Annotated in this window: 17 protein-coding genes and 2 tRNA genes; 6 read left to right on the top strand and 13 right to left on the bottom strand. The window is 30.8% G+C overall.

Annotated features, from left to right (window positions below; all coding sequences use genetic code 11):
- Positions 1-201 precede the first annotated feature (201 nt).
- Positions 202-1,170 carry an alpha/beta hydrolase family protein gene (locus EYD46_RS16075; protein ID WP_130938193.1) on the bottom strand — a complete coding sequence of 323 codons (969 nt, stop codon included), beginning with the start codon at positions 1,168-1,170 and terminating at the stop codon, positions 202-204.
- 78 nt (positions 1,171-1,248) lie between these two features.
- On the bottom strand, positions 1,249-1,806 hold the full coding sequence (locus tag EYD46_RS16070) for a Crp/Fnr family transcriptional regulator (RefSeq protein ID WP_130938192.1): 558 nt from the start codon (positions 1,804-1,806) through the stop codon (positions 1,249-1,251).
- A 193-nt stretch (positions 1,807-1,999) separates the two neighbouring features.
- On the opposite strand from EYD46_RS16070, the gene mazG reads away from it, so the two are divergent.
- From mazG to EYD46_RS16055, 3 genes are read left to right on the top strand one after another with little or no spacing between them, the layout of a single operon-like run.
- Positions 2,000-2,779, top strand: coding sequence for a nucleoside triphosphate pyrophosphohydrolase (gene mazG / locus EYD46_RS16065; RefSeq protein ID WP_130938191.1), 780 nt, complete (start codon positions 2,000-2,002; stop codon positions 2,777-2,779).
- A 52-nt stretch (positions 2,780-2,831) separates the two neighbouring features.
- The gene (locus EYD46_RS16060; protein ID WP_130938190.1) at positions 2,832-4,391 is read left to right on the top strand and encodes an NAD(P)/FAD-dependent oxidoreductase; all 1,560 of its coding nucleotides are present in this window, start codon (positions 2,832-2,834) and stop codon (positions 4,389-4,391) included.
- Positions 4,378-5,850, top strand: a complete 1,473-nt coding sequence (locus tag EYD46_RS16055) for an ArnT family glycosyltransferase (protein WP_130938189.1) — start codon at positions 4,378-4,380, stop codon at positions 5,848-5,850. The genes EYD46_RS16060 and EYD46_RS16055 overlap by 14 nt, the downstream gene beginning before the upstream one ends.
- A gap of 14 nt (positions 5,851-5,864) precedes the next feature.
- Here the strand turns inward: EYD46_RS16055 and EYD46_RS16050 are convergent, their stop codons facing one another.
- Genes EYD46_RS16050 through EYD46_RS16030 form a run of 5 tightly spaced genes read right to left on the bottom strand, consistent with a single transcriptional unit; the run spans position 5,865 to position 10,725 of the window.
- Positions 5,865-7,007 (bottom strand): lycopene cyclase family protein, encoded by a 1,143-nt coding sequence (locus EYD46_RS16050; RefSeq protein ID WP_130938188.1) that lies wholly within the window; start codon positions 7,005-7,007, stop codon positions 5,865-5,867.
- A gap of 6 nt (positions 7,008-7,013) precedes the next feature.
- Entirely contained in the window at positions 7,014-7,466 is a 453-nt protein-coding gene (locus EYD46_RS16045; RefSeq protein WP_130938187.1) for a sterol desaturase family protein, read from the bottom strand.
- 9 nt (positions 7,467-7,475) lie between these two features.
- Positions 7,476-8,315: a phytoene/squalene synthase family protein gene (locus EYD46_RS16040; protein ID WP_130938186.1), complete on the bottom strand. Its 840-nt coding sequence runs from the start codon at positions 8,313-8,315 to the stop codon at positions 7,476-7,478.
- 1 nt (position 8,316) lies between these two features.
- Entirely contained in the window at positions 8,317-9,780 is a 1,464-nt protein-coding gene (locus tag EYD46_RS16035) for a phytoene desaturase family protein (RefSeq protein ID WP_130938185.1), read from the bottom strand.
- Between the two features lie 42 nt (positions 9,781-9,822).
- Positions 9,823-10,725 (bottom strand): MerR family transcriptional regulator, encoded by a 903-nt coding sequence (locus tag EYD46_RS16030; RefSeq protein WP_130938184.1) that lies wholly within the window; start codon positions 10,723-10,725, stop codon positions 9,823-9,825.
- Between the two features lie 248 nt (positions 10,726-10,973).
- Between EYD46_RS16030 and EYD46_RS16025 the strand changes: the two genes are divergently transcribed.
- Positions 10,974-13,217 (top strand): tetratricopeptide repeat protein, encoded by a 2,244-nt coding sequence (locus EYD46_RS16025; RefSeq protein WP_130938183.1) that lies wholly within the window; start codon positions 10,974-10,976, stop codon positions 13,215-13,217.
- 49 nt (positions 13,218-13,266) lie between these two features.
- Here the strand turns inward: EYD46_RS16025 and EYD46_RS16020 are convergent.
- Positions 13,267-13,350: transfer RNA gene (locus EYD46_RS16020), tRNA-Leu, on the bottom strand.
- Between the two features lie 54 nt (positions 13,351-13,404).
- Positions 13,405-13,477, bottom strand: a tRNA-Lys gene (locus EYD46_RS16015).
- Between the two features lie 140 nt (positions 13,478-13,617).
- Here EYD46_RS16015 and EYD46_RS16010 point away from each other — a divergent pair.
- Positions 13,618-14,139, top strand: a complete 522-nt coding sequence (locus EYD46_RS16010) for a shikimate kinase (RefSeq protein ID WP_130938182.1) — start codon at positions 13,618-13,620, stop codon at positions 14,137-14,139.
- On the opposite strand, the gene EYD46_RS16005 is transcribed toward EYD46_RS16010, so the two are convergent.
- Together EYD46_RS16005 and EYD46_RS16000 are read right to left on the bottom strand one after the other, a co-directional pair.
- Positions 14,131-14,634, bottom strand: a complete 504-nt coding sequence (locus tag EYD46_RS16005) for a phosphoribosyltransferase family protein (RefSeq protein WP_130938181.1) — start codon at positions 14,632-14,634, stop codon at positions 14,131-14,133. The two genes, EYD46_RS16010 and EYD46_RS16005, sit on opposite strands and share 9 nt — an antisense overlap.
- Positions 14,635-14,661: 27 nt before the next feature.
- On the bottom strand, positions 14,662-15,033 hold the full coding sequence (locus tag EYD46_RS16000; protein WP_130938180.1) for an RNA-binding S4 domain-containing protein: 372 nt from the start codon (positions 15,031-15,033) through the stop codon (positions 14,662-14,664).
- A gap of 81 nt (positions 15,034-15,114) precedes the next feature.
- Between EYD46_RS16000 and EYD46_RS15995 the strand changes: the two genes are divergently transcribed.
- On the top strand, positions 15,115-16,203 hold the full coding sequence (locus EYD46_RS15995; RefSeq protein ID WP_130938179.1) for an FKBP-type peptidyl-prolyl cis-trans isomerase: 1,089 nt from the start codon (positions 15,115-15,117) through the stop codon (positions 16,201-16,203).
- 82 nt (positions 16,204-16,285) lie between these two features.
- On the opposite strand, the gene EYD46_RS15990 is transcribed toward EYD46_RS15995, so the two are convergent.
- Both EYD46_RS15990 and EYD46_RS15985 read right to left on the bottom strand, forming a co-directional pair.
- Positions 16,286-16,921, bottom strand: a complete 636-nt coding sequence (locus tag EYD46_RS15990) for an outer membrane beta-barrel protein (RefSeq protein WP_130938178.1) — start codon at positions 16,919-16,921, stop codon at positions 16,286-16,288.
- A gap of 143 nt (positions 16,922-17,064) precedes the next feature.
- A complete protein-coding gene (locus EYD46_RS15985; protein WP_130938177.1) occupies positions 17,065-18,018 on the bottom strand; it encodes a transketolase family protein in 954 nt (317 codons plus the stop codon).
- Positions 18,019-18,033: the final 15 nt, after the last annotated feature.

Raw genomic sequence — 18,033 nt, 5'->3', positions numbered from 1 at the left:
GACATACGTAACCTAAACTTCTAGCAACACATCCTCACCCTGAGGAATTAGATCGGCAAAGATACATTAATATTTTTAGTATTTATGATGATCTTTACATTGTTACATCACAAAGAAGAGGAATTAATCAATCTTCTCTATTGAATTTCAAAATAATAAAAAGCATAAACCTGAAATAGGTTTATGCTTTTTATTATATAATTATTTTGTTTCAATTTTTCCAAGAGGATTTTCTGTTAAAGAAAGTTCTGTTTTTATGTGTTCCCAATCCCTATTTTTGTGATATAGTTGTGATTTTAAATAGGCTGTGGTTAATTTTTGAATAAAAGATACACGTTCAGGATTTTCGTCTGTTGTTTCTGCAGCATCATATCCCGAAAGGCCCCCAAGTAAATGTTCTCCACCAAATACAGTAACTAATGCTTTAGGCCTTGGACTTAAAAAATAGGGATCAGTAGCCCAATCTGCTTCTCGAATACTTAAATACGTAGAAATGTCATTATCGCCTGCTATAACTAAAGTGTTTGTTTTCATAGTAGTGAAATTAGAATTTTTTAAAAAAGGATAATTTTCATTAGCAATTTTACTCAAATCTTTTCCTCCATTCCCATTTCCAACTGAAGAGAACAATATTCCAGCTTTAATTCGGTTATCCCTTAAACTTATTACTGAATTACCATCTTCAGGATCGTCATATTCTGCTCCTAGTAATAGGCTAGTAGTGTGTGCTCCCATTGATAAGCCAGCTGCGACTATTTTATCATAATCCACTCTGTTTTTTATTTCAGGTATAATAGATTCTATCCTTTTAAGCTGATTTAAAATATGTATCATATCTTCGGCTCTGGATCTCCAAAATAAGGGCCAACCAGTTATATTTTCCCCTAACTTTAGGGTTTTAGAATCTAAATGTGTGGGTTGTATAACAATAAAACCTTGTTCTGCCCAATAATTGGTAAGAGGCAAATTTCCATTTAAAGATGAGAGGTAATTTGACATCCCATGTCCATGAGAAAACAAAATAACTGGTAAGTTTTCTCCTTGTATTGTGGCTGAAATTCTCAATTGCAATTTTACTGGTCTTTCAGGAATAGTAATTTCTATTGGGCTTAAAGAAATTATTGAGTTTTGCGTTAAATTAACTTCTAATACCTTACTTTGATGTATCATTTTATAGATTTTAAGATTAATACAACAAATATGTAGGGTATAACAATTAAATTATTTACCATTTGGTAAATAATGATTCTAGTGAATATTTCTTCTTATTCTACTGAGAGATTGTTGGGTAATTCCTAAGTATGATGCTATGTAAGAAAGCGGAATTCTATTAGCTAGCATAGGGTATTTTTTCATAAACTCTAAATATCGAGTAGTAGCATTTTGAGATACTAAAGGAGATACTCTTTCGAGTTTCTGGGATAAAGCCTTGTTAGTAATTCTTTGAATTATATTTTTCCAATCAATAATTGTGTCTGATATTTCATTCCAATCGGAATTGGAAAATACAAGTAACTTACAATCAGTTGCAGCTTGAATATATTCAGTAGAAGGTACATTGTTTAAGTTAAATAATAAGTGGTGTTCTTCAATGAAAATTTTTGCAATCTCGTCTCCTTTATTGTTATAGTAACATATCCTGAGTATGCCATCAAGGACAAATCCCACTTGTTTTAATACACTACCAGCTTCTACAAAATACTGTTCTTTACAGAGTTTTATTTCTTTGGCTTTTTTAGATATGAGGTCTATTTGTTGCTGGTTTAAATTACCATATTGTAATATGTATTCTATAAATTCTTCCATTGGAACAATTTAAAAAAGTTTACCCAATAAGAATTTACCAATTGGTAAAAAATGTTTTCTTTACAGGCTATTTACATGTAGATATTCTTTTATTGCACTAATTTATTACAACCCTTGATTGATATATTAATTTTTTAAGCGAATTGTAACAGACCAAACATAACCAAATTGTATTTTTACCAAAACATCTTATATGAATTCTAGACAAGATCAACTCAAAGCTTTTGATAGATTGCTAACCATTATGGATGAGTTAAGGGAACAATGCCCATGGGATAAAAAGCAAACCATGGAAACGTTACGGCACCTTACCATTGAAGAGACTTATGAATTAGGCAATGCTATTTTAGATAAGGATTTAGAGGAAGTTAAAAAAGAGTTAGGAGATGTATTACTGCATATTGTATTTTATTCTAAAATAGGGAGTGAGACCAACGATTTTGATATAGCCGATGTATGTCATGCTATATGCGAAAAATTAATAAATAGGCATCCGCACATATACGGAGATGTAGCTGTTGAAAACGAAGATGATGTAAAACGTAATTGGGAAAATTTAAAACTAAAAGAAGGTAAAAAAAGCGTTTTAGAAGGAGTGCCAAAAAGTTTACCAGCACTGGTAAAAGCCAATCGTATTCAAGAAAAAGTAGCAGGCGTTGGTTTTGATTGGGAACAACCAGAACAAGTTTGGGAAAAAGTACAAGAAGAACTAAATGAACTAAATACCGAAATTAAAATAGGTAACCCAGACAACATAGAAAGCGAGTTTGGAGATGTATTATTTTCTATGGTAAATTATGCTAGGTTTTTAAATGTAAACCCAGAGAATGCTTTAGAACGTACTAATAAAAAATTCTCAAAGCGCTTTCAATATCTAGAAGAAAAAGCAAAGGAATTAAATAAACCGCTAACCGATATGACACTTGCTGAAATGGATGTGTTTTGGGAGGAAGCAAAAGGGCAGTTTAAATAATAATACTATATGATTTGCAATTATAAAGAGTAAGAAGTTGCAATAAGAAGATATGAATAAATATGCTATAATAATAGGAGCAGGACCAGCTGGGCTTACTGCAGCTTATGAATTTTTGACTAAAACTGATATTGTTCCTATCGTTTTGGAAAAGACTGATAAAATAGGAGGAATTTCAAGAACTGAGGTTTATAAGGGTAATAGAATTGATATCGGAGGTCATCGTTTTTTTTCCAAGTCTGATACTGTTATGGATTGGTGGCGAAATATTCTACCTGTCCAAGGATTTCCATCAAAAGATGAAATTACTAACACAAAAAAGAATAATATATCAAAATTTAAAAAAGGAGGTCCAGACCCAGAAAAAGAAGATCTGGTAATGCTAATAAGATCACGATTATCTAGAATCTTTTTTTTAAGAAAGTTTTTTGATTACCCGATAGCAATAAACTGGGAGACTTTATCCTCGTTAGGTTTTAAGAAGATTTTAAAAATTGGATGGACTTATCTACAAATACGATTTTTTCCAATTAAGAATATCCAAAACTTGGAACAATTTTTTATTAGTAGGTTTGGAAAAGAACTGTACGAGACGTTTTTTAAGGATTATACAGAAAAGGTTTGGGGAGTGCCTTGTTCTCAAATTGATGCAAATTGGGGGTCACAACGTATTAAAAAGCTTTCTATCTCTCGTACCATTATTCATTTTGTAAAATCTCTTTTTACAAGTAATCAGTCTATTGATCAGAAAAAATTAGACACAAGTTTAATTGAGCAATTTATGTATCCTAAGTTAGGACCTGGACAAATGTGGGAGACTGTCGCTAAACTTGTAAAAGAAAAAGGAGGTCAGGTAATAATTAATGCAGAAGTTATTGGCATACAACTTACTGATGGATTGATAAATAGTGTATCCTACAAAGATATTTCTAGCAATAAAGATACAACTGTAGAAGGGAGTTATTTTTTCTCTTCAATGCCTGTAAAACATTTAATTAGAAGTATGTCTAGCACGATAGTCCCTAATAATGTAAAGAGAGTTAGTGAAGGTTTGGTGTATAGAGATTTTATTACTGTTGGGTTGCTTCTTAAGGATTTAAAAATAGGAGATCGAGAGAACCTCATTAAAGATAACTGGATATATATTCAAGAAAAAGAAGTTAAGGTTGGTAGATTACAAATATTTAATAATTGGTCTCCATACTTGGTTGCACAACCAGATAATGTTTGGATAGGACTTGAGTATTTTTCTAATGTAGGAGATGAACTGTGGCGCATGGAGGATGCAAAATTTATTGAATTTGCAATTGATGAATTAGTTTCCATAGATATTATCCAAAGAGATGCCGTTCTTGATAGTACAATCATCAAGATGCCTAAAGCTTATCCTGCTTATTTTGGGACTTATAATGAATTTGATAAAATAAGAGATTTTACTGATAAAATCGAAAATTTATTTTTAATTGGAAGAAACGGCATGCATAAGTATAATAACCAAGACCACTCTATGATGACGGCTATAACAGCTGTAAACAACATTAAAAATAATATTAAGAGTAAAGCCAATATATGGGATATTAACTTGGAAAAAGAGTACCATGAGGAAAAGTAGTTATGAAAATATAGCCTTATCTCCGTTGTTTATTGGTTTAGGTTTATTTTTAATTCTAATTTTTATCGCTCTCTATCCCTATTTACTATATGATGAAATTATCTGGGCTTATATTGGCAGAATATGGGAAGAGGATGGGTTGGCACCTTATAAATACGCTGTAGAAAATAAAACTCCGGGGATTTACTTTTTAAACGTAATAAATAATTTTGTGTTTAATGGAAGTATTCTCTCCATTAGGCTTTTAGGGGCAGTTTGTATTATTGGGACTTCCTACTTATTATATCTTTTAGGAAGGTTAATAGATAGTAAATTATGTGGGGTTTTATGTATGTATATATACGGACTCATAATGAGTTGGCATGTAATGGACGGAGTTGCACTTTCTTATACAGAGGTTTTCATGTCTTTGTTTACTGTGGCCTCATTTTATGTTATTTTTAAGTATAGAGATATAAGTGCAAATATATATTACTTACTACTCGCTGGGATTTTTATTGGAAGTTCTATTGTTTTTAAGCAAATAGCAATTTTAAGTCTAGTAGCTCTAATTATTATCGTTTTTCTAATCAATAAAGAACAATCATTTAAGAGTAGATTTTTAGACATTGGTACTATTATACTAGGTGCTTTTATAATAAACATAATTTGTTATTTGGTTTTATATTTAAATGGGGTATCTGTAAGAGAATATCTAGAAGGAGCTTGGAGTATTTTATTTAATCAAGGGTCAGGGCAAGGGCTTAGTGAGTTACGTTTCAGTAGGTTTTTTGATGTTTTTTTTACTACAAGGTTTTTATGTATTTATCCATTTATTTTTCTTTTCTGGATAGACAGAAAATTATACAACAGAGAACTATTAATACTTCTTCTAGTATGGCTTTTCTTTGATTTTTTAGGGGCAAATCTATCAGGAAATTACTATGGGCATCAGTTAAAACAAATGTTACCAGTACTTTCAATTTTATTGGCTTTAGTATTTTGTAGATTGAAAGTTAGACTAAGCCACATTAAAAAACTAAAAGGATTACATAGTTTTAAATTTATAATTTTGGTGGTTATCTATTTTTTTCCTTACTACCAAATAGCCAAAATAGGGAAGTCGTTTTTAGATTATCCAAATGCTCCATATGTTGATATGCAAGGTTGGATTGAGAATAACTCTTCTAAAAATGATAATATATTCTTGTTAGGTGGTGATATTAGTTTGATGCATGCGTTGTATGAATCAAATAGGGTATCTTCTAGTAAATTCTTTAATTTAATGTTTGTAAAGAGCTTTAAGGAACAAAGTGTTATTATGGATGATTTATTGAATCGTCCTCCATTATTTATATTAAAACTAAAAGAGAATAGTGAGATTGTATCAATTTATGGTAATACTATCTATGCTTATTTTGTTGAAAATTATTATTTAGAAAAAGTTGTAGGTAATGTGGAAATTTATAAAAAAAAGTAGCGTATTAATGCTAATTATAGTGTTTTAAAAAAAGCCTTTATAAAACTCCAAGAAAAAAGTGAAGACATAATTTTTAACTCTTCTAAAAAGGTAGATTCTTCATCTAAAAAACGAAACATAGTTTCAATATCATTTTTAGCATAAAACTGTTTAAATATCCACTCGCCTTTGTGGTTTTCATCTTTTAAAACTTTAAGAAACACTTTGTCATAAAACTTATATTTCTTTTTAAAGAGATGGTGCGAAGGTCTTTTATTTGCTTTAATGTTAGTTATAATTTTTGCTACTTTCTGTTCTGTATGTTTAAATGAGTATCCTGATGAAGGTTTTACCCAACCACCACCAGTACCAATTTTTGTGATATTTTTAGTATTGTAACTATCAAATGGAAAGGTTGTCATGGGTATATTTCCCATTTCAGATTCTATAACTTGGTAGTTTTCAATTTGCAGGTGGTTTTTAATATATGTCTTTACATAATCATCATATACACATTCATCAACAGTATTTTCTGTAAAATATGTAAACTCCACTAAGCCCTTATTTTTTGAAAAAGGTAAAACATAAGTAAATGTAGTTTGTTTGCCATCTTTTAAACGGTAATCCATCATAGTAAAAGTATCTACATCAAAAACATCACTTTCGGTTTTGATGACAATACCTTTAAAATGCTGATTTATCTTGATACTTTTAGAATCTTGATAGAAAGATTCTGGTATTCTACTATCAAAAACATGATTTGCAGAAAAACTATTTTTTTTAGTATTGATGGTTAAAGTTTCGTTTTCAGATAAGGAGACCACTTCATCAATTATAAAGTGAATATTATTATGACTTTTTAATTGTTGTTTAGCGTAATTATAAAAGTCAATAGCCTTAATAGATTTGTAAGTGTAAGGAGAAAGATTTAAATAGATAGACTTTTCAAAAGTTATAATCTTTGCTTTTTCCCATGTTTTGTAGGGTAGGTTATACCATTGAGAAGGTTCGGTTTCCCAAAAACTCCAAGTTTTATCGTTAGTTTTTTTTTCAGAAGGGTCTATTAATGCAATTTGTTTATCATCAAAAAAAGTATCAGAAGCCATTTTTAAAACCAATTGCAAACCAGCTAAACCATTGCCAATAATGATATAGTCAAAATGGGAACCAAACACCATTTATAATTATTTCTTTTTGAAGTATTTAAAAGGGACGAATAGCATGCCAAAGCACTCACCATCACCTTTACCTAAGTGTTTATGATGGATTTTGTGTGCTCTACGTACACCACGAGCATACCAGTTGTTAGCATTTCTAAACATTTTAAAACGCTGATGAATAAAAATATCATGTACCAAAAAGTAGCATAAACCATAAGCAAAAATACCTACACCTATTGGGAATCCAACCCATAAGATTTCGTATTTCCAAAGTAAAAAGAAACCAATGCTTACTACAGCATAAAAAATAAAAAATGCATCATTACGTTCAAACCAGCTTTCATGGTCTTTGTGATGATGATCTTTATGTAAACTCCATAAAAACCCATGCATAATATATTTATGAGTAAACCAAGCCATGAATTCCATGAAGCAGAATGTTGCTAAAAAAACCAATATCCACAGTACAACTTGCATAGTATAAAATTACATTAAATTTAATTGATATTTTACATAACTACGCATCAAGAGTTCAATTTTTTTAGGGTTAGAAACTCTAATGCGAGTATCTTTTATTCTTAACGCGGGCGTTTTCTTTAGTTTTTTAAGAAGTTGGCTGTAATAGCGATAGGCCATAAAAACACCAAATTTAGCTTCCATTGGCAATTTTTTTATACCACTCAAACCTTTTTCAAAATCACTTTCTATATCGTCAATAATTTGCTGTTTAGAATTTTCATCTAGATTATCTAAATCAATATTTGGAAAATAACTTCTGTTTAATTCATTAAAATCAGCTTTTAAATCTCTTAAAAAGTTTACTTTTTGAAAAGCAGATCCTAACGACATTGCAGTATCTTTTAACTCATTAAATTTATTTTCATCTCCTTTTACAAATACCTTCAGACACATTAACCCAACCACATCAGCAGAACCATAGATATAGTCTTTGTATTCTTCGTCAGATAGATAATCACTTTTATGCAAATCTAATCGCATACTTCTCATAAAAGCATCAACCATACTCTTATCAATATTAAACTTATGATAAGTATACTGGAATGAATTTAAAATTGGGTTAAGACTTATTCTATCTTTGAGTGCATTTTCTAAATCTTCAGAAAAACGCTCAAATAAATCTTCTTTATCGTAACTATGGAAAGAATCTACAATTTCATCTGCAAACCTTACAAATCCATATATATTGTAAATATGCATTCTAATGGAATTAGATAGCATTTTAGTGGCTAATGAAAATGAAGTACTATAACTTTTAGTTACTACTTTACTGCAATTGTATGAAACGGTATCAAATAATGCTTTCATATTATTGATTATGGTGTTTATTAATAAGTTGTGCTACTAACTTTCCAGAAATTAGCGATGGTGGTACTCCAGGTCCTGGTACAGTAAGCTGACCAGTGAAATACAAATTTTTTACTTTTTTACTTTTTAGTTTAGGTCTAAGAAAGGCAGTTTGAGAGAGTGTGTTTGCCATTCCATAGGCGTTACCTTTATAGGAATTGTATTCCTTAATAAAATCCTTAACACAGAAGGACTCTTTAAAGATAATATTATTTGTAACATCTTGTTGTGTTAATTTGTTAAATCGGGATATAATAATATCAAAATATTGAGCTCTAATTTCATTTGTGTCTTCAATCCCAGGAGCTATAGGTATTAAGAAAAAACCTGTTTCACAATCTTTTGGAGCCATTGAGGCATCAGTTACAGAAGGGAAATTAGCATAAAATAAAGGGTCTTTAGGCCATTTAGGATTATCATAAATTTCTTCAGCATGGGTTTCAAAACTTGTATCAAAAAATAAATTATGGTGTTCAATATTCTTAAGCTTTTTATTGAAGCCTACATAAAATAATAAGGAGGAAGGAGCAAACGTTTTTTTAGACCAATAGGTTTCGGAATATTGTCTATGCACTTTATCAAGTAAAGATTCAGAATGATGATAATCTGCACCACTTAAAACAATATCAAATGTTTTAATTTCATTATTTACTTTTATCGAGGTTGCAGTTTTTTGCTTTACATTTATTTTTTCAACTGCACTATCAGTATATATTTTAACACCCAAGCTTTCAGCTAGAGCCTTCATAGCTTTAATCACTTCATACATCCCACCTTTGGGATGCCATGTGCCTAAACCAAAATCAGCATAATTCATAAAACTGTAGAATGATGGTGTATTACTAGGTTTAGCACCTAAGAAGAGTACTGGGAATTCTAGGGTGGAAATTAGCTTAGGGTTTTTAAATTTTTTTCTAACATCTCCACTTATGGTTTTAAAAAACTGATCTACTCTTGTAGCTGTTTCAGGAGTGATTAATTCAAAAGGAGATACTCCAGGTTTTAACACTACTTTATTAATAGCTATATCATAATTTGTAGCTGCTTTATTGATAAATTTTTGTAGAGGTTTAGAGCTGCCTGGTTCAATACGCTCAAATTCTGCACATATTTTGTCCATAGTATCTCCAATAGTAATGATTTCATCTTTGAAGAATATTTTGTACGCAGGACTTAATTTATCCAACTGATAATAATCAGAGGTTGATTTGCCAAAATCGTTGAAAAACTTTTCGAATATATCTGGCATCCAATACCAACTGGGGCCTATATCAAAAGTAAAACCGTCTTTTTTTAACTGTCTTGCACGTCCACCAACTGTGCTGTTTTTTTCAAATACAGATACTTCAAATCCATACTGTTTTAAATAACTACTAGCAGAGAGTGCTGAAAATCCAGAACCGATTATGGCTATTGTTTTATTCATGTTTAACAAATATAATTAAAAGTTAAACAAAAATAAATCTATTTATAAATCTTTAACTAAATTTTCGATAGAATCATACATTTTAACGCGCTCAGGTAAACTTATGTTTTCATCTAGTGAAACTAATTTAGGGCCTAAAAGCATTAAATTAATTTTAGAGTTACCTAGTAGTAATTCATTAAATTCCTTAATGTAATTTGGAATTTCTTCAATTTCAGGTTTAACTGTAAAATATGTTATAAAAGTTATTTCGTCAAAAAATTCTAAGACACTAACTAAACTAGACATAGGAACACTTTCTCCTAAAAATATAGTATGGTAGCCTTTACTTCTAAGCTGATAATTGATAAAGAGTAGACCAATATCATGTACTTCATTATCAGGTAGAAACAATATAAAAGTTGTAGAAACAGGTTTAGGTTCTAAACTTTGGAGTCGTTCTATATTTAATAGAATTTTCTGTTTTATGTGTGATGTTAAAAAGTGTTCATGGGCTGGGGTTATAGTATCTGTTTGCCATAAAAGCCCAATTTCATGTAATAGAGGGAGAAATATATCATAGAAAATATCATTAAAAGATTTGTTTTCTATAAGATTGTTGTAAGTGTTGTAAAATAATACTTGATCAAAATTAAGCATTGAGAGCTTAAAAGCATTTATAGCATGATCTTCTACTTTAGCTCTAGATGCTATTTCTCTTACTTTAATAGGAATTTCTTCTTCACTTAATTTTGCTATTTTAGATATTTTATAGCCACTATTATTTAAAAAAGATATATTTAGTAGCTTTTGAAGGCTGGCTAAACTGTAATTTCTAATGTTTGTTTCAGACCTATTAGGCTGCAATAAATTATATCGCTTTTCCCATATTCTTATAGTATGAGCCTTTATACCTGTTAGGTTTTCAAGATCTTTAATACTAAAATTTACTTGCACATTGTTCATTAAAAAGCAATTTTTCTTAAACAAAATTACGAATACCTATTGAATAAACCTTAAAAAAGACACGAAAAAAATAAAAAATTAACAAAGGCAAGTTTATATTAAGTCGTTTTTTACAATTTATTTTTTAATTTTTTTAATAATTTGTTTAAGCTGTTTTCCTTTCAAAAACCTTTGTCACTCTGAGATTATTGAGTATTTTTGATTATTCACTATTTAAATATCACTTTAGAATTTTACAGTTTTTATCTATGCGTTGGATAGTTTTGATTTTAACATTTTTATTGTTTTTTTCTTGTAAGAATGATAAGTTTGAATATGTTGATAAACAGTATGTTACAGGTAAAGGTTTCTCATCTACGCATTTAATCCCAGATAGTCATTTTTTGGGTGATGAAACTTGTGCTAGTTGCCATAAAGAGCAATTTAAAGATTGGGAAGGTTCACATCACGATAAGGCAATGCAAATAGCCGGTGATTCTACAATTTTAGGAAATTTTGATAACTCGGTTTTTAAAAGTCAAGGAATTACCTCTAGGTTTTTTAAAAGAGAAGGAAATCACTATGTAAATACTGAAGGTAGAGATGGTAAGTATCATGATTATAAAATTGAATATACTTTTGGTATTACTCCTTTACAGCAATATATAGTTAAATTTCCAGATGGTCATTATCAGTGTTTACGAACGGCTTGGGATACTGAAAAAAAGGTATGGTTTGATTTATATCCAGATTTTAAAGTAGTGCATTCTGAATGGTTGCATTGGTCTAGAGGAGGGCTTAATTGGAATAATATGTGTGCGGATTGTCACTCTACCAATGTTAGAAAAAACTATAATATTGATAACCATAGTTACAATACAGAATACGCACTAATTAATGTAAGTTGTGAAGCGTGTCATGGTCCTGGAAAAAACCATGTGCTACAAGTTAATAAGCTTGGGAATGAATATAAGCCTACTGGAGATTTAAAAATGACGCATGCTACTTTGCCTAAAACGTTGGTTGATGAATGTGCAAGATGTCATGTTAGACGCGAACAATATTCAGAGTATTACAATTTTGAAGGCACGTTTTTGGATCATTATTTCCCGCAGTTAATTACTAACGGATTGTATCATACAGATGGACAAATTCTAGATGAAGTTTATGTTTATGGATCATTTCTTCAAAGTAAAATGTATCAGAATAACGTAACATGTACAGACTGCCATAATCCACATTCTTTAGAATTAAAGTTTGAGGGTAATTTGTTATGTGCGCAATGTCATGAGCCACAAACTTATAACGTCCCTTCTCATCATTTTCATAAAGAAAATTCAGAAGGTGCACAGTGTATTAATTGTCATATGACTGGAAAAACTTATATGGGTAATGATTACAGAAGAGATCATAGTTTTAGAATTCCTCGTCCAGATTTAAGTTTAAAATATGGCACACCTAACGCATGTACTCAATGCCATACAGATAAAGATGATGAATGGGCATGGGAAAATTATAAGAAATCGCATGGTACTCCTAAAAACAAACATTTTTCCGAGTTATTGACACCAGCGCTTACAGGAGACCCTCACGGTTTTGAAAAACTATTAGAATTATCAAAAGATACTATTTACCCTGAGATAGCTAGGGCATCTGCTGTAAGAGCAATGCCAAATTACTTGAGTAAAACAGCTATAGAAAATATGCTGACATTTTTAAATGATGATTCGCCACTTGTAAGAGGTGCAACTATAGATGCATTTAATGATATAAATTCTGTAGACTATATTGATTACTTTTTGCCCTTACTTAAAGATGAAAAACGAGCAGTGAGAGTAAAAGCCTTTTTGGCAGTTGCTAGCCTAAATGAATTTCAAATACCAAAGGATTATAAAGCGGTTTATAGCATCGTTAAAAAAGAGTTTGAAACTCATTTAAGTGTTACATCTGACTTTACTGGGGGAAGAGCAAAAAAGGCATTGTATTTTCTTAACAAGGGAGATGTAGCAAATGCAATAAAATGGTATGAAAAAGCACTACAAATTGATGGTATGAATAATATGATTCGCACTAATCTTGCTAATTTATATTACAGAAGTAAAGATATGGCGAAAGCGGAAGAAGCCTTTAAAACCATTATCCAACAAGAGCCTGATTTTGGGCAAACTTACTACTCTTATGCACTATTATTAGCAGAACAAAATAGAGTAGATGAAGCTATAGATCAAATGGAATTGGCGATAAAATATATGCCAGAAAACATAAGGTTTTATTATAATTTAAGTTTGCTTTATGAGAAAGCAAATAACTTAAAGAAAGCAGAGGAGATTGCGGCAAAAGGGTTGAAGTTAGATGCTAATAATGATAGTTTACTTTATGTTATGGCTTATATTTTTCAAAAACAAGGCGATTTAGTTAAGGCCAGAAATATGGCATCTAGATTGGTACAATTATATCCAGGAAATCAACAATACCAGCAATTTTATCAGCAATTGAATGCGCCAAATAGATAAGACTAAAATCTTAAAATTTATAAAGAACTTCTTGTAAAGATTTTTAAAGTGCACACGAGAAGATTCGAACTTCCACGTCCATAAGGACACTGCCCCCTCAAGGCAGCGCGTCTACCAATTCCGCCACGTGTGCTTTTTGAAGTATGCTAAAATAAAAAAAGTTAAGCGATAATGCTTAACTTTTTTGTGACCGGGCTGGGGCTCGAACCCAGGACCCTCTCCTTAAAAGGGAGATGCTCTACCAACTGAGCTACCCGGTCTTACTAAAACAAATATCTTTGTTGTTAGCGGGTGCAAATATATAATGTTTAATTAATAAAACAATGCTTTTTTAATATATTTTTTTGTTTTTTTGTGCTCAAATTATCTATGTTTTTAATAATCAATTACAAGCACTAAAATGATCATAGTTTTATTAGGATATATGGGGTCGGGAAAGTCTTCCGTTGGAAAAATTTTGTCAAAAAAATTAGACTACAATTTAATTGATTTAGATGATTATATAGTAGAAAAAGAAAATGCTTCGGTAAAAGAAATCTTTAAAACTAAAGGTGAAATCTACTTTAGAAAAAAAGAAACAGAGTATCTAAAAGATTTACTAGGGCTTCAAGAAAATACTGTTTTAGCTTTAGGAGGCGGAACACCATGTTTTGCTGGCAATATGGAAGCAATTTTGGCCTCAGATAATGCGGTTTCTATCTATTTAAAGGGATCTTTACCGTTTCTTTCTAAAAAGTTGTTCAAGAAAAAAGCTAAACGCCCCTTAATTGCGCATATAGAAACCGAAGAGTTGATGACTGAGTTTATTGGAAAACATCTTTTTGAACGTTCTCATTTTTATAGTAAAGCTGAGCACCATATTATTACTGATAACAAAGAAAAAATTGAGATTGTTGAAGATATTATTTTAAAACTATTCTAAAACAACTTGATTATTCTTTCCTACTAAATTTACTTGTACATGTTCATGTAAGGAAGTAGACAAAGAAATACCTTTAAAATCAGCTTTTACAGGATATTTTTTATGATTTCTGTTAACTAAAATAGCCGTTTTAAATTTCTTCAAAGGTACATTTAAAAAATGCTTCACACCATAGATTAATGTCGTACCTGAATTTAAAACATCGTCAACTAAAACGATAGATTTATTTATATATTCTTCTGGCGTTAAAGATGTAAGTATTGGAGCCAGAGGGTTTTCTTTGTCAATAGTAACTTTACAGAGTATAGGATTGATACTAGAAATCTTTTCGAGTGTGGATTTAAGTTTTTTAGCTAAGATATAACCATTATTACCTATACCAGCAATTATTACTTCCTCTTCATCTACATTGGTTTCATATATTTGAAATGCTATACGTCTTATCTTGTGTTGAATTTCTTTATGACTTAAAATAATATTGTTTTTTAACTCCATGATACTTATCCCTATTTAATTTCTAAATTAATCATTTTCAGTATTAAAATCATCTATATCTCTTCTATCTTTTTTTGTGGGTCTTCCTGTTCCTTTCTTTCTATAATAATCTTTAGAATATTTAAGTAATTCTTGAGCTTCAAATTCAGTTTTAGGTGTAGTGTCTACTCTATATATATCAACAAGTTTAGCAGACACTCTATTAGGTGGAATGTCTTTAACTGTAAGTTGGTAATTAATTTGATTCTTCCGTAGGGAAATTTTATCAGTAGCATAAACTTCCCTACTGGGTTTAACTATGCTACCATTAACCCTTACTTGTCCCTTTTTGCAAGCAGTAGACGCTAAAGTTCTTGTTTTGTAGTATCTAACACACCATAAATACTTATCTATTCGCATACAATTTATGTAAAAACAACGTTAATGTAGTTGTGCAAAATTACATTTAAATTGTATCTTGCGCGTCAAAAATAAGCAATAATGAGTTTAAGAAAAATAGGTTTTATTATATCAACAATTACTTTAGTATTGGTCGGATGTAAAAGCGATGATGATAGTACAGAAATTCCAGAGGTAGTAATTAGGGATAGAGGGGAACAACAAACAACAGATGATGCTGCGTTAATTGAGTATTTATCAACCCATTATTACAATGCTGGAGATTTTGATGGTAACTCGAACAGTGGAATTGCTGATTTAATTATAAGTGAAGTGCCTAGTAGCGGTGTTCTACCAAATGCTACTGATAGATTATTGTATACTGATGATGGAGATGAAAATAATGATGCGGTACAAATAGTAACCACCACTTTTGCTGAAACAGAATACAAGTATTATCTCTTAGAATTGAATAAAGGAGGAGGAGCAACTTCTCCAAATTTTTCAGATAGAATTAGAGTTGTTTATCAAGGGTTTTTACTTGATGGTTCAGTATTTGATAGTGCTGTAACACCAGTAGATTTAAATTTAATTGGAGATGGGACTAACACTTTTGGTACTATTACAGGCTGGAGAAAAGTTTTTCCATTATTTAATGTTGCAGAATCTTTTGTTGATAATGGGGATGGTACTGTATCCTACACCAATGCTGGTACAGGTGTAATGTTTTTACCTTCTGGTTTGGCATATTTTGCAAGCCCTCCATCAATAGATATCCCTGCTTATTCTCCTTTAATTTTTGAGTTTGAATTATTGCAAAGTTTTGTTACTGATCATGATAATGATGGAATACCTTCTTATTTAGAAAAGTTTTTAAATGAAGGTGAGTTTGCGGATCAATTCGTAGTGTTTCAAGAAGAAGGTCAGTTAGATGATGATACAGATAGTAATAATTTCCCAAATTATGTTGATACTGATGATGATGGAGACGGTATTTTAACGCAAGATGAAATTGTAGTTCGTGAAGTTATAGGGGATAGTGAGGAAGAATTAAATAATACACCCTTAAATAATAATGAGATGTTAGTTAGTATTAACTATGATGTAGCTACTCAGAAATACATTGGAATTATTATTGATTTTATTGATACAGATAATGATAATACACCTGATTATCTGGATGCAGATTAAATTAAAAGTACAGGGAATTTTAAACAAAAAAACTTACCAATCTGGTAAGTTTTTTTTGTTTTATATAAACCATATAAGTGTATTATAATATTAAGGATAAACTTAAAATAAGTTGGTCTGGTCTGGTATCCAATCTATCTTGTACATTTATATTATTGTTTTGTAAAAACGTAGCTTCATTATTACTAAAACCACGCTCATACCTTAAATCTATTCCTAATTTCTTTAAATTAAAGCCTATTCCAAAATTTAGTCCTACGGAAAAGTCGTTTTCAATATTACTTATAGAGACATTGTCAAACTCTGAATCTAGGATATACTGAAACGAAGGACCTCCAAATACGCTTAATGGTCCTAACACTTTTACTCCAACAAGTACAGGCGCATCTAGTTTACTCATTTCAAAACTGTCGTTTCTATAATCACTTTTAGTTCTGGTATAAACCAACTCTGGTCTTAAATATACTTTTTGGCCAACCTTTCCAAAAATACCAACATGATAACCAATATTTCTGTCTGGGTTTTCAGCATTATTTTGGACAGCATCAAAGTAGTTGCCATTAGCATTATAATTTAAACCAACTTTTAAACCAAAACCAGTTTGCGTTTGGCCAAAGCTAGACAGTGATAGAAGTAAAACTGCTGCTAGAAATAAAAACAGTTTTACAGTAGAAAATTGGTTTTTTAGTTCGCTTTGCAATTCATTTGTACTTTTCATAATTATTCGTTTTTAGATTTGATGTCAAGTATAATATCAAAAACGTTGCCAAACGTTAAATATTTTAACAAAGAAATAGAATAGACAAAAAAAGGTTCTTTCTAGTAACTAGAAAGAACCTTTTATAATATTTAAAATAAATGTTACTTTCTTTTAATAACTGCCTTAGATTTTTCAACAATGGTAGCACTGTTTAATCCGTACTTTTCCATTAATTGAGCAGGAGTTCCAGACTCGCCAAAAGTGTCGTTAGTACCAACAAATTCTTGAGGGGTAGGAGTATTAGTAGCTAATAATCTAGCAACACTTTCGCCCAAACCTCCTAAAATATTATGCTCTTCAGCAGTAACGATGCATCCTGTTTTAGATACTGATTCTAAAATAGCAGTTTCATCTAAAGGTTTAATGGTATGAATATTTATCACTTCAGCAGAAATTCCAGCTTCATTTAAAACTTTAGAAGCTTCTAAAGCTTCCCAAACTAAATGTCCAGTTGCAACAATGGTAACATCGGTACCTTCTGTAAATTTAACAGCTTTACCAATTTCAAATTTTTGATCAGCTGGTGTGAAAATTGGAACAGATGGACGACCAAAACGTAAATATACTGGCCCGTCATATTCTGCAATAGCAATAGTTGCAGCTTTTGTTTGATTAAAATCACATGGGTTAATTACCGTCATACCAGGTAACATTTTCATCAAACCAATATCTTCAAGTATTTGATGTGTTGCCCCATCTTCACCTAAGGTTAAACCAGCATGCGAAGCACATATTTTTACATTCTTACCAGAATAAGCAATAGATTGACGAATTTGATCATAAACCCTTCCAGTAGAAAAGTTGGCGAAAGTTCCAGTAAACGGAATTTTACCTCCAATGGTTAGTCCTGCAGCTATCCCCATCATGTTTGCTTCTGCAATACCTATTTGGAAAAAACGTTCTGGGTTTTCTTTAATAAATTCGTTCATTTTTAAAGATCCAATAAGGTCTGCACATAGGGCAACTACATTAGGGTTGGTTCTTCCAAGTTCTGCTAAACCAGCACCAAAACCACTTCTAGTATCTTTTTTTTCTGTGTACGTATATGTTTTCATTTGTTTTTAAGTAAG

It is taken from the genome of Hyunsoonleella pacifica (assembly GCF_004310335.1).
GTDB classification, from domain to species: Bacteria; Bacteroidota; Bacteroidia; order Flavobacteriales; family Flavobacteriaceae; genus Jejuia; species Jejuia pacifica.
This window is presented reverse-complemented; position numbering and strand designations above follow the sequence as displayed.

Excerpts from the sequence above, each read along its gene's own strand:
- EYD46_RS16075 (WP_130938193.1), bottom strand. The coding sequence starts at position 1,170 with ATGATACATCAAAGTAAGGTATTAGAAGTTAATTTAACGCAAAACTCA.
- EYD46_RS16070 (WP_130938192.1), bottom strand. The coding sequence starts at position 1,806 with ATGGAAGAATTTATAGAATACATATTACAATATGGTAATTTAAACCAG.
- mazG (WP_130938191.1), top strand. The coding sequence starts at position 2,000 with ATGAATTCTAGACAAGATCAACTCAAAGCTTTTGATAGATTGCTAACC.
- EYD46_RS16060 (WP_130938190.1), top strand. The coding sequence starts at position 2,832 with ATGAATAAATATGCTATAATAATAGGAGCAGGACCAGCTGGGCTTACT.
- EYD46_RS16055 (WP_130938189.1), top strand. The coding sequence starts at position 4,378 with ATGAGGAAAAGTAGTTATGAAAATATAGCCTTATCTCCGTTGTTTATT.
- EYD46_RS16050 (WP_130938188.1), bottom strand. The coding sequence starts at position 7,007 with ATGGTGTTTGGTTCCCATTTTGACTATATCATTATTGGCAATGGTTTA.
- EYD46_RS16045 (WP_130938187.1), bottom strand. The coding sequence starts at position 7,466 with ATGCAAGTTGTACTGTGGATATTGGTTTTTTTAGCAACATTCTGCTTC.
- EYD46_RS16040 (WP_130938186.1), bottom strand. The coding sequence starts at position 8,315 with ATGAAAGCATTATTTGATACCGTTTCATACAATTGCAGTAAAGTAGTA.
- EYD46_RS16035 (WP_130938185.1), bottom strand. The coding sequence starts at position 9,780 with ATGAATAAAACAATAGCCATAATCGGTTCTGGATTTTCAGCACTCTCT.
- EYD46_RS16030 (WP_130938184.1), bottom strand. The coding sequence starts at position 10,725 with ATGAACAATGTGCAAGTAAATTTTAGTATTAAAGATCTTGAAAACCTA.
- EYD46_RS16025 (WP_130938183.1), top strand. The coding sequence starts at position 10,974 with ATGCGTTGGATAGTTTTGATTTTAACATTTTTATTGTTTTTTTCTTGT.
- EYD46_RS16010 (WP_130938182.1), top strand. The coding sequence starts at position 13,618 with ATGATCATAGTTTTATTAGGATATATGGGGTCGGGAAAGTCTTCCGTT.
- EYD46_RS16005 (WP_130938181.1), bottom strand. The coding sequence starts at position 14,634 with ATGGAGTTAAAAAACAATATTATTTTAAGTCATAAAGAAATTCAACAC.
- EYD46_RS16000 (WP_130938180.1), bottom strand. The coding sequence starts at position 15,033 with ATGCGAATAGATAAGTATTTATGGTGTGTTAGATACTACAAAACAAGA.
- EYD46_RS15995 (WP_130938179.1), top strand. The coding sequence starts at position 15,115 with ATGAGTTTAAGAAAAATAGGTTTTATTATATCAACAATTACTTTAGTA.
- EYD46_RS15990 (WP_130938178.1), bottom strand. The coding sequence starts at position 16,921 with ATGAAAAGTACAAATGAATTGCAAAGCGAACTAAAAAACCAATTTTCT.
- EYD46_RS15985 (WP_130938177.1), bottom strand. The coding sequence starts at position 18,018 with ATGAAAACATATACGTACACAGAAAAAAAAGATACTAGAAGTGGTTTT.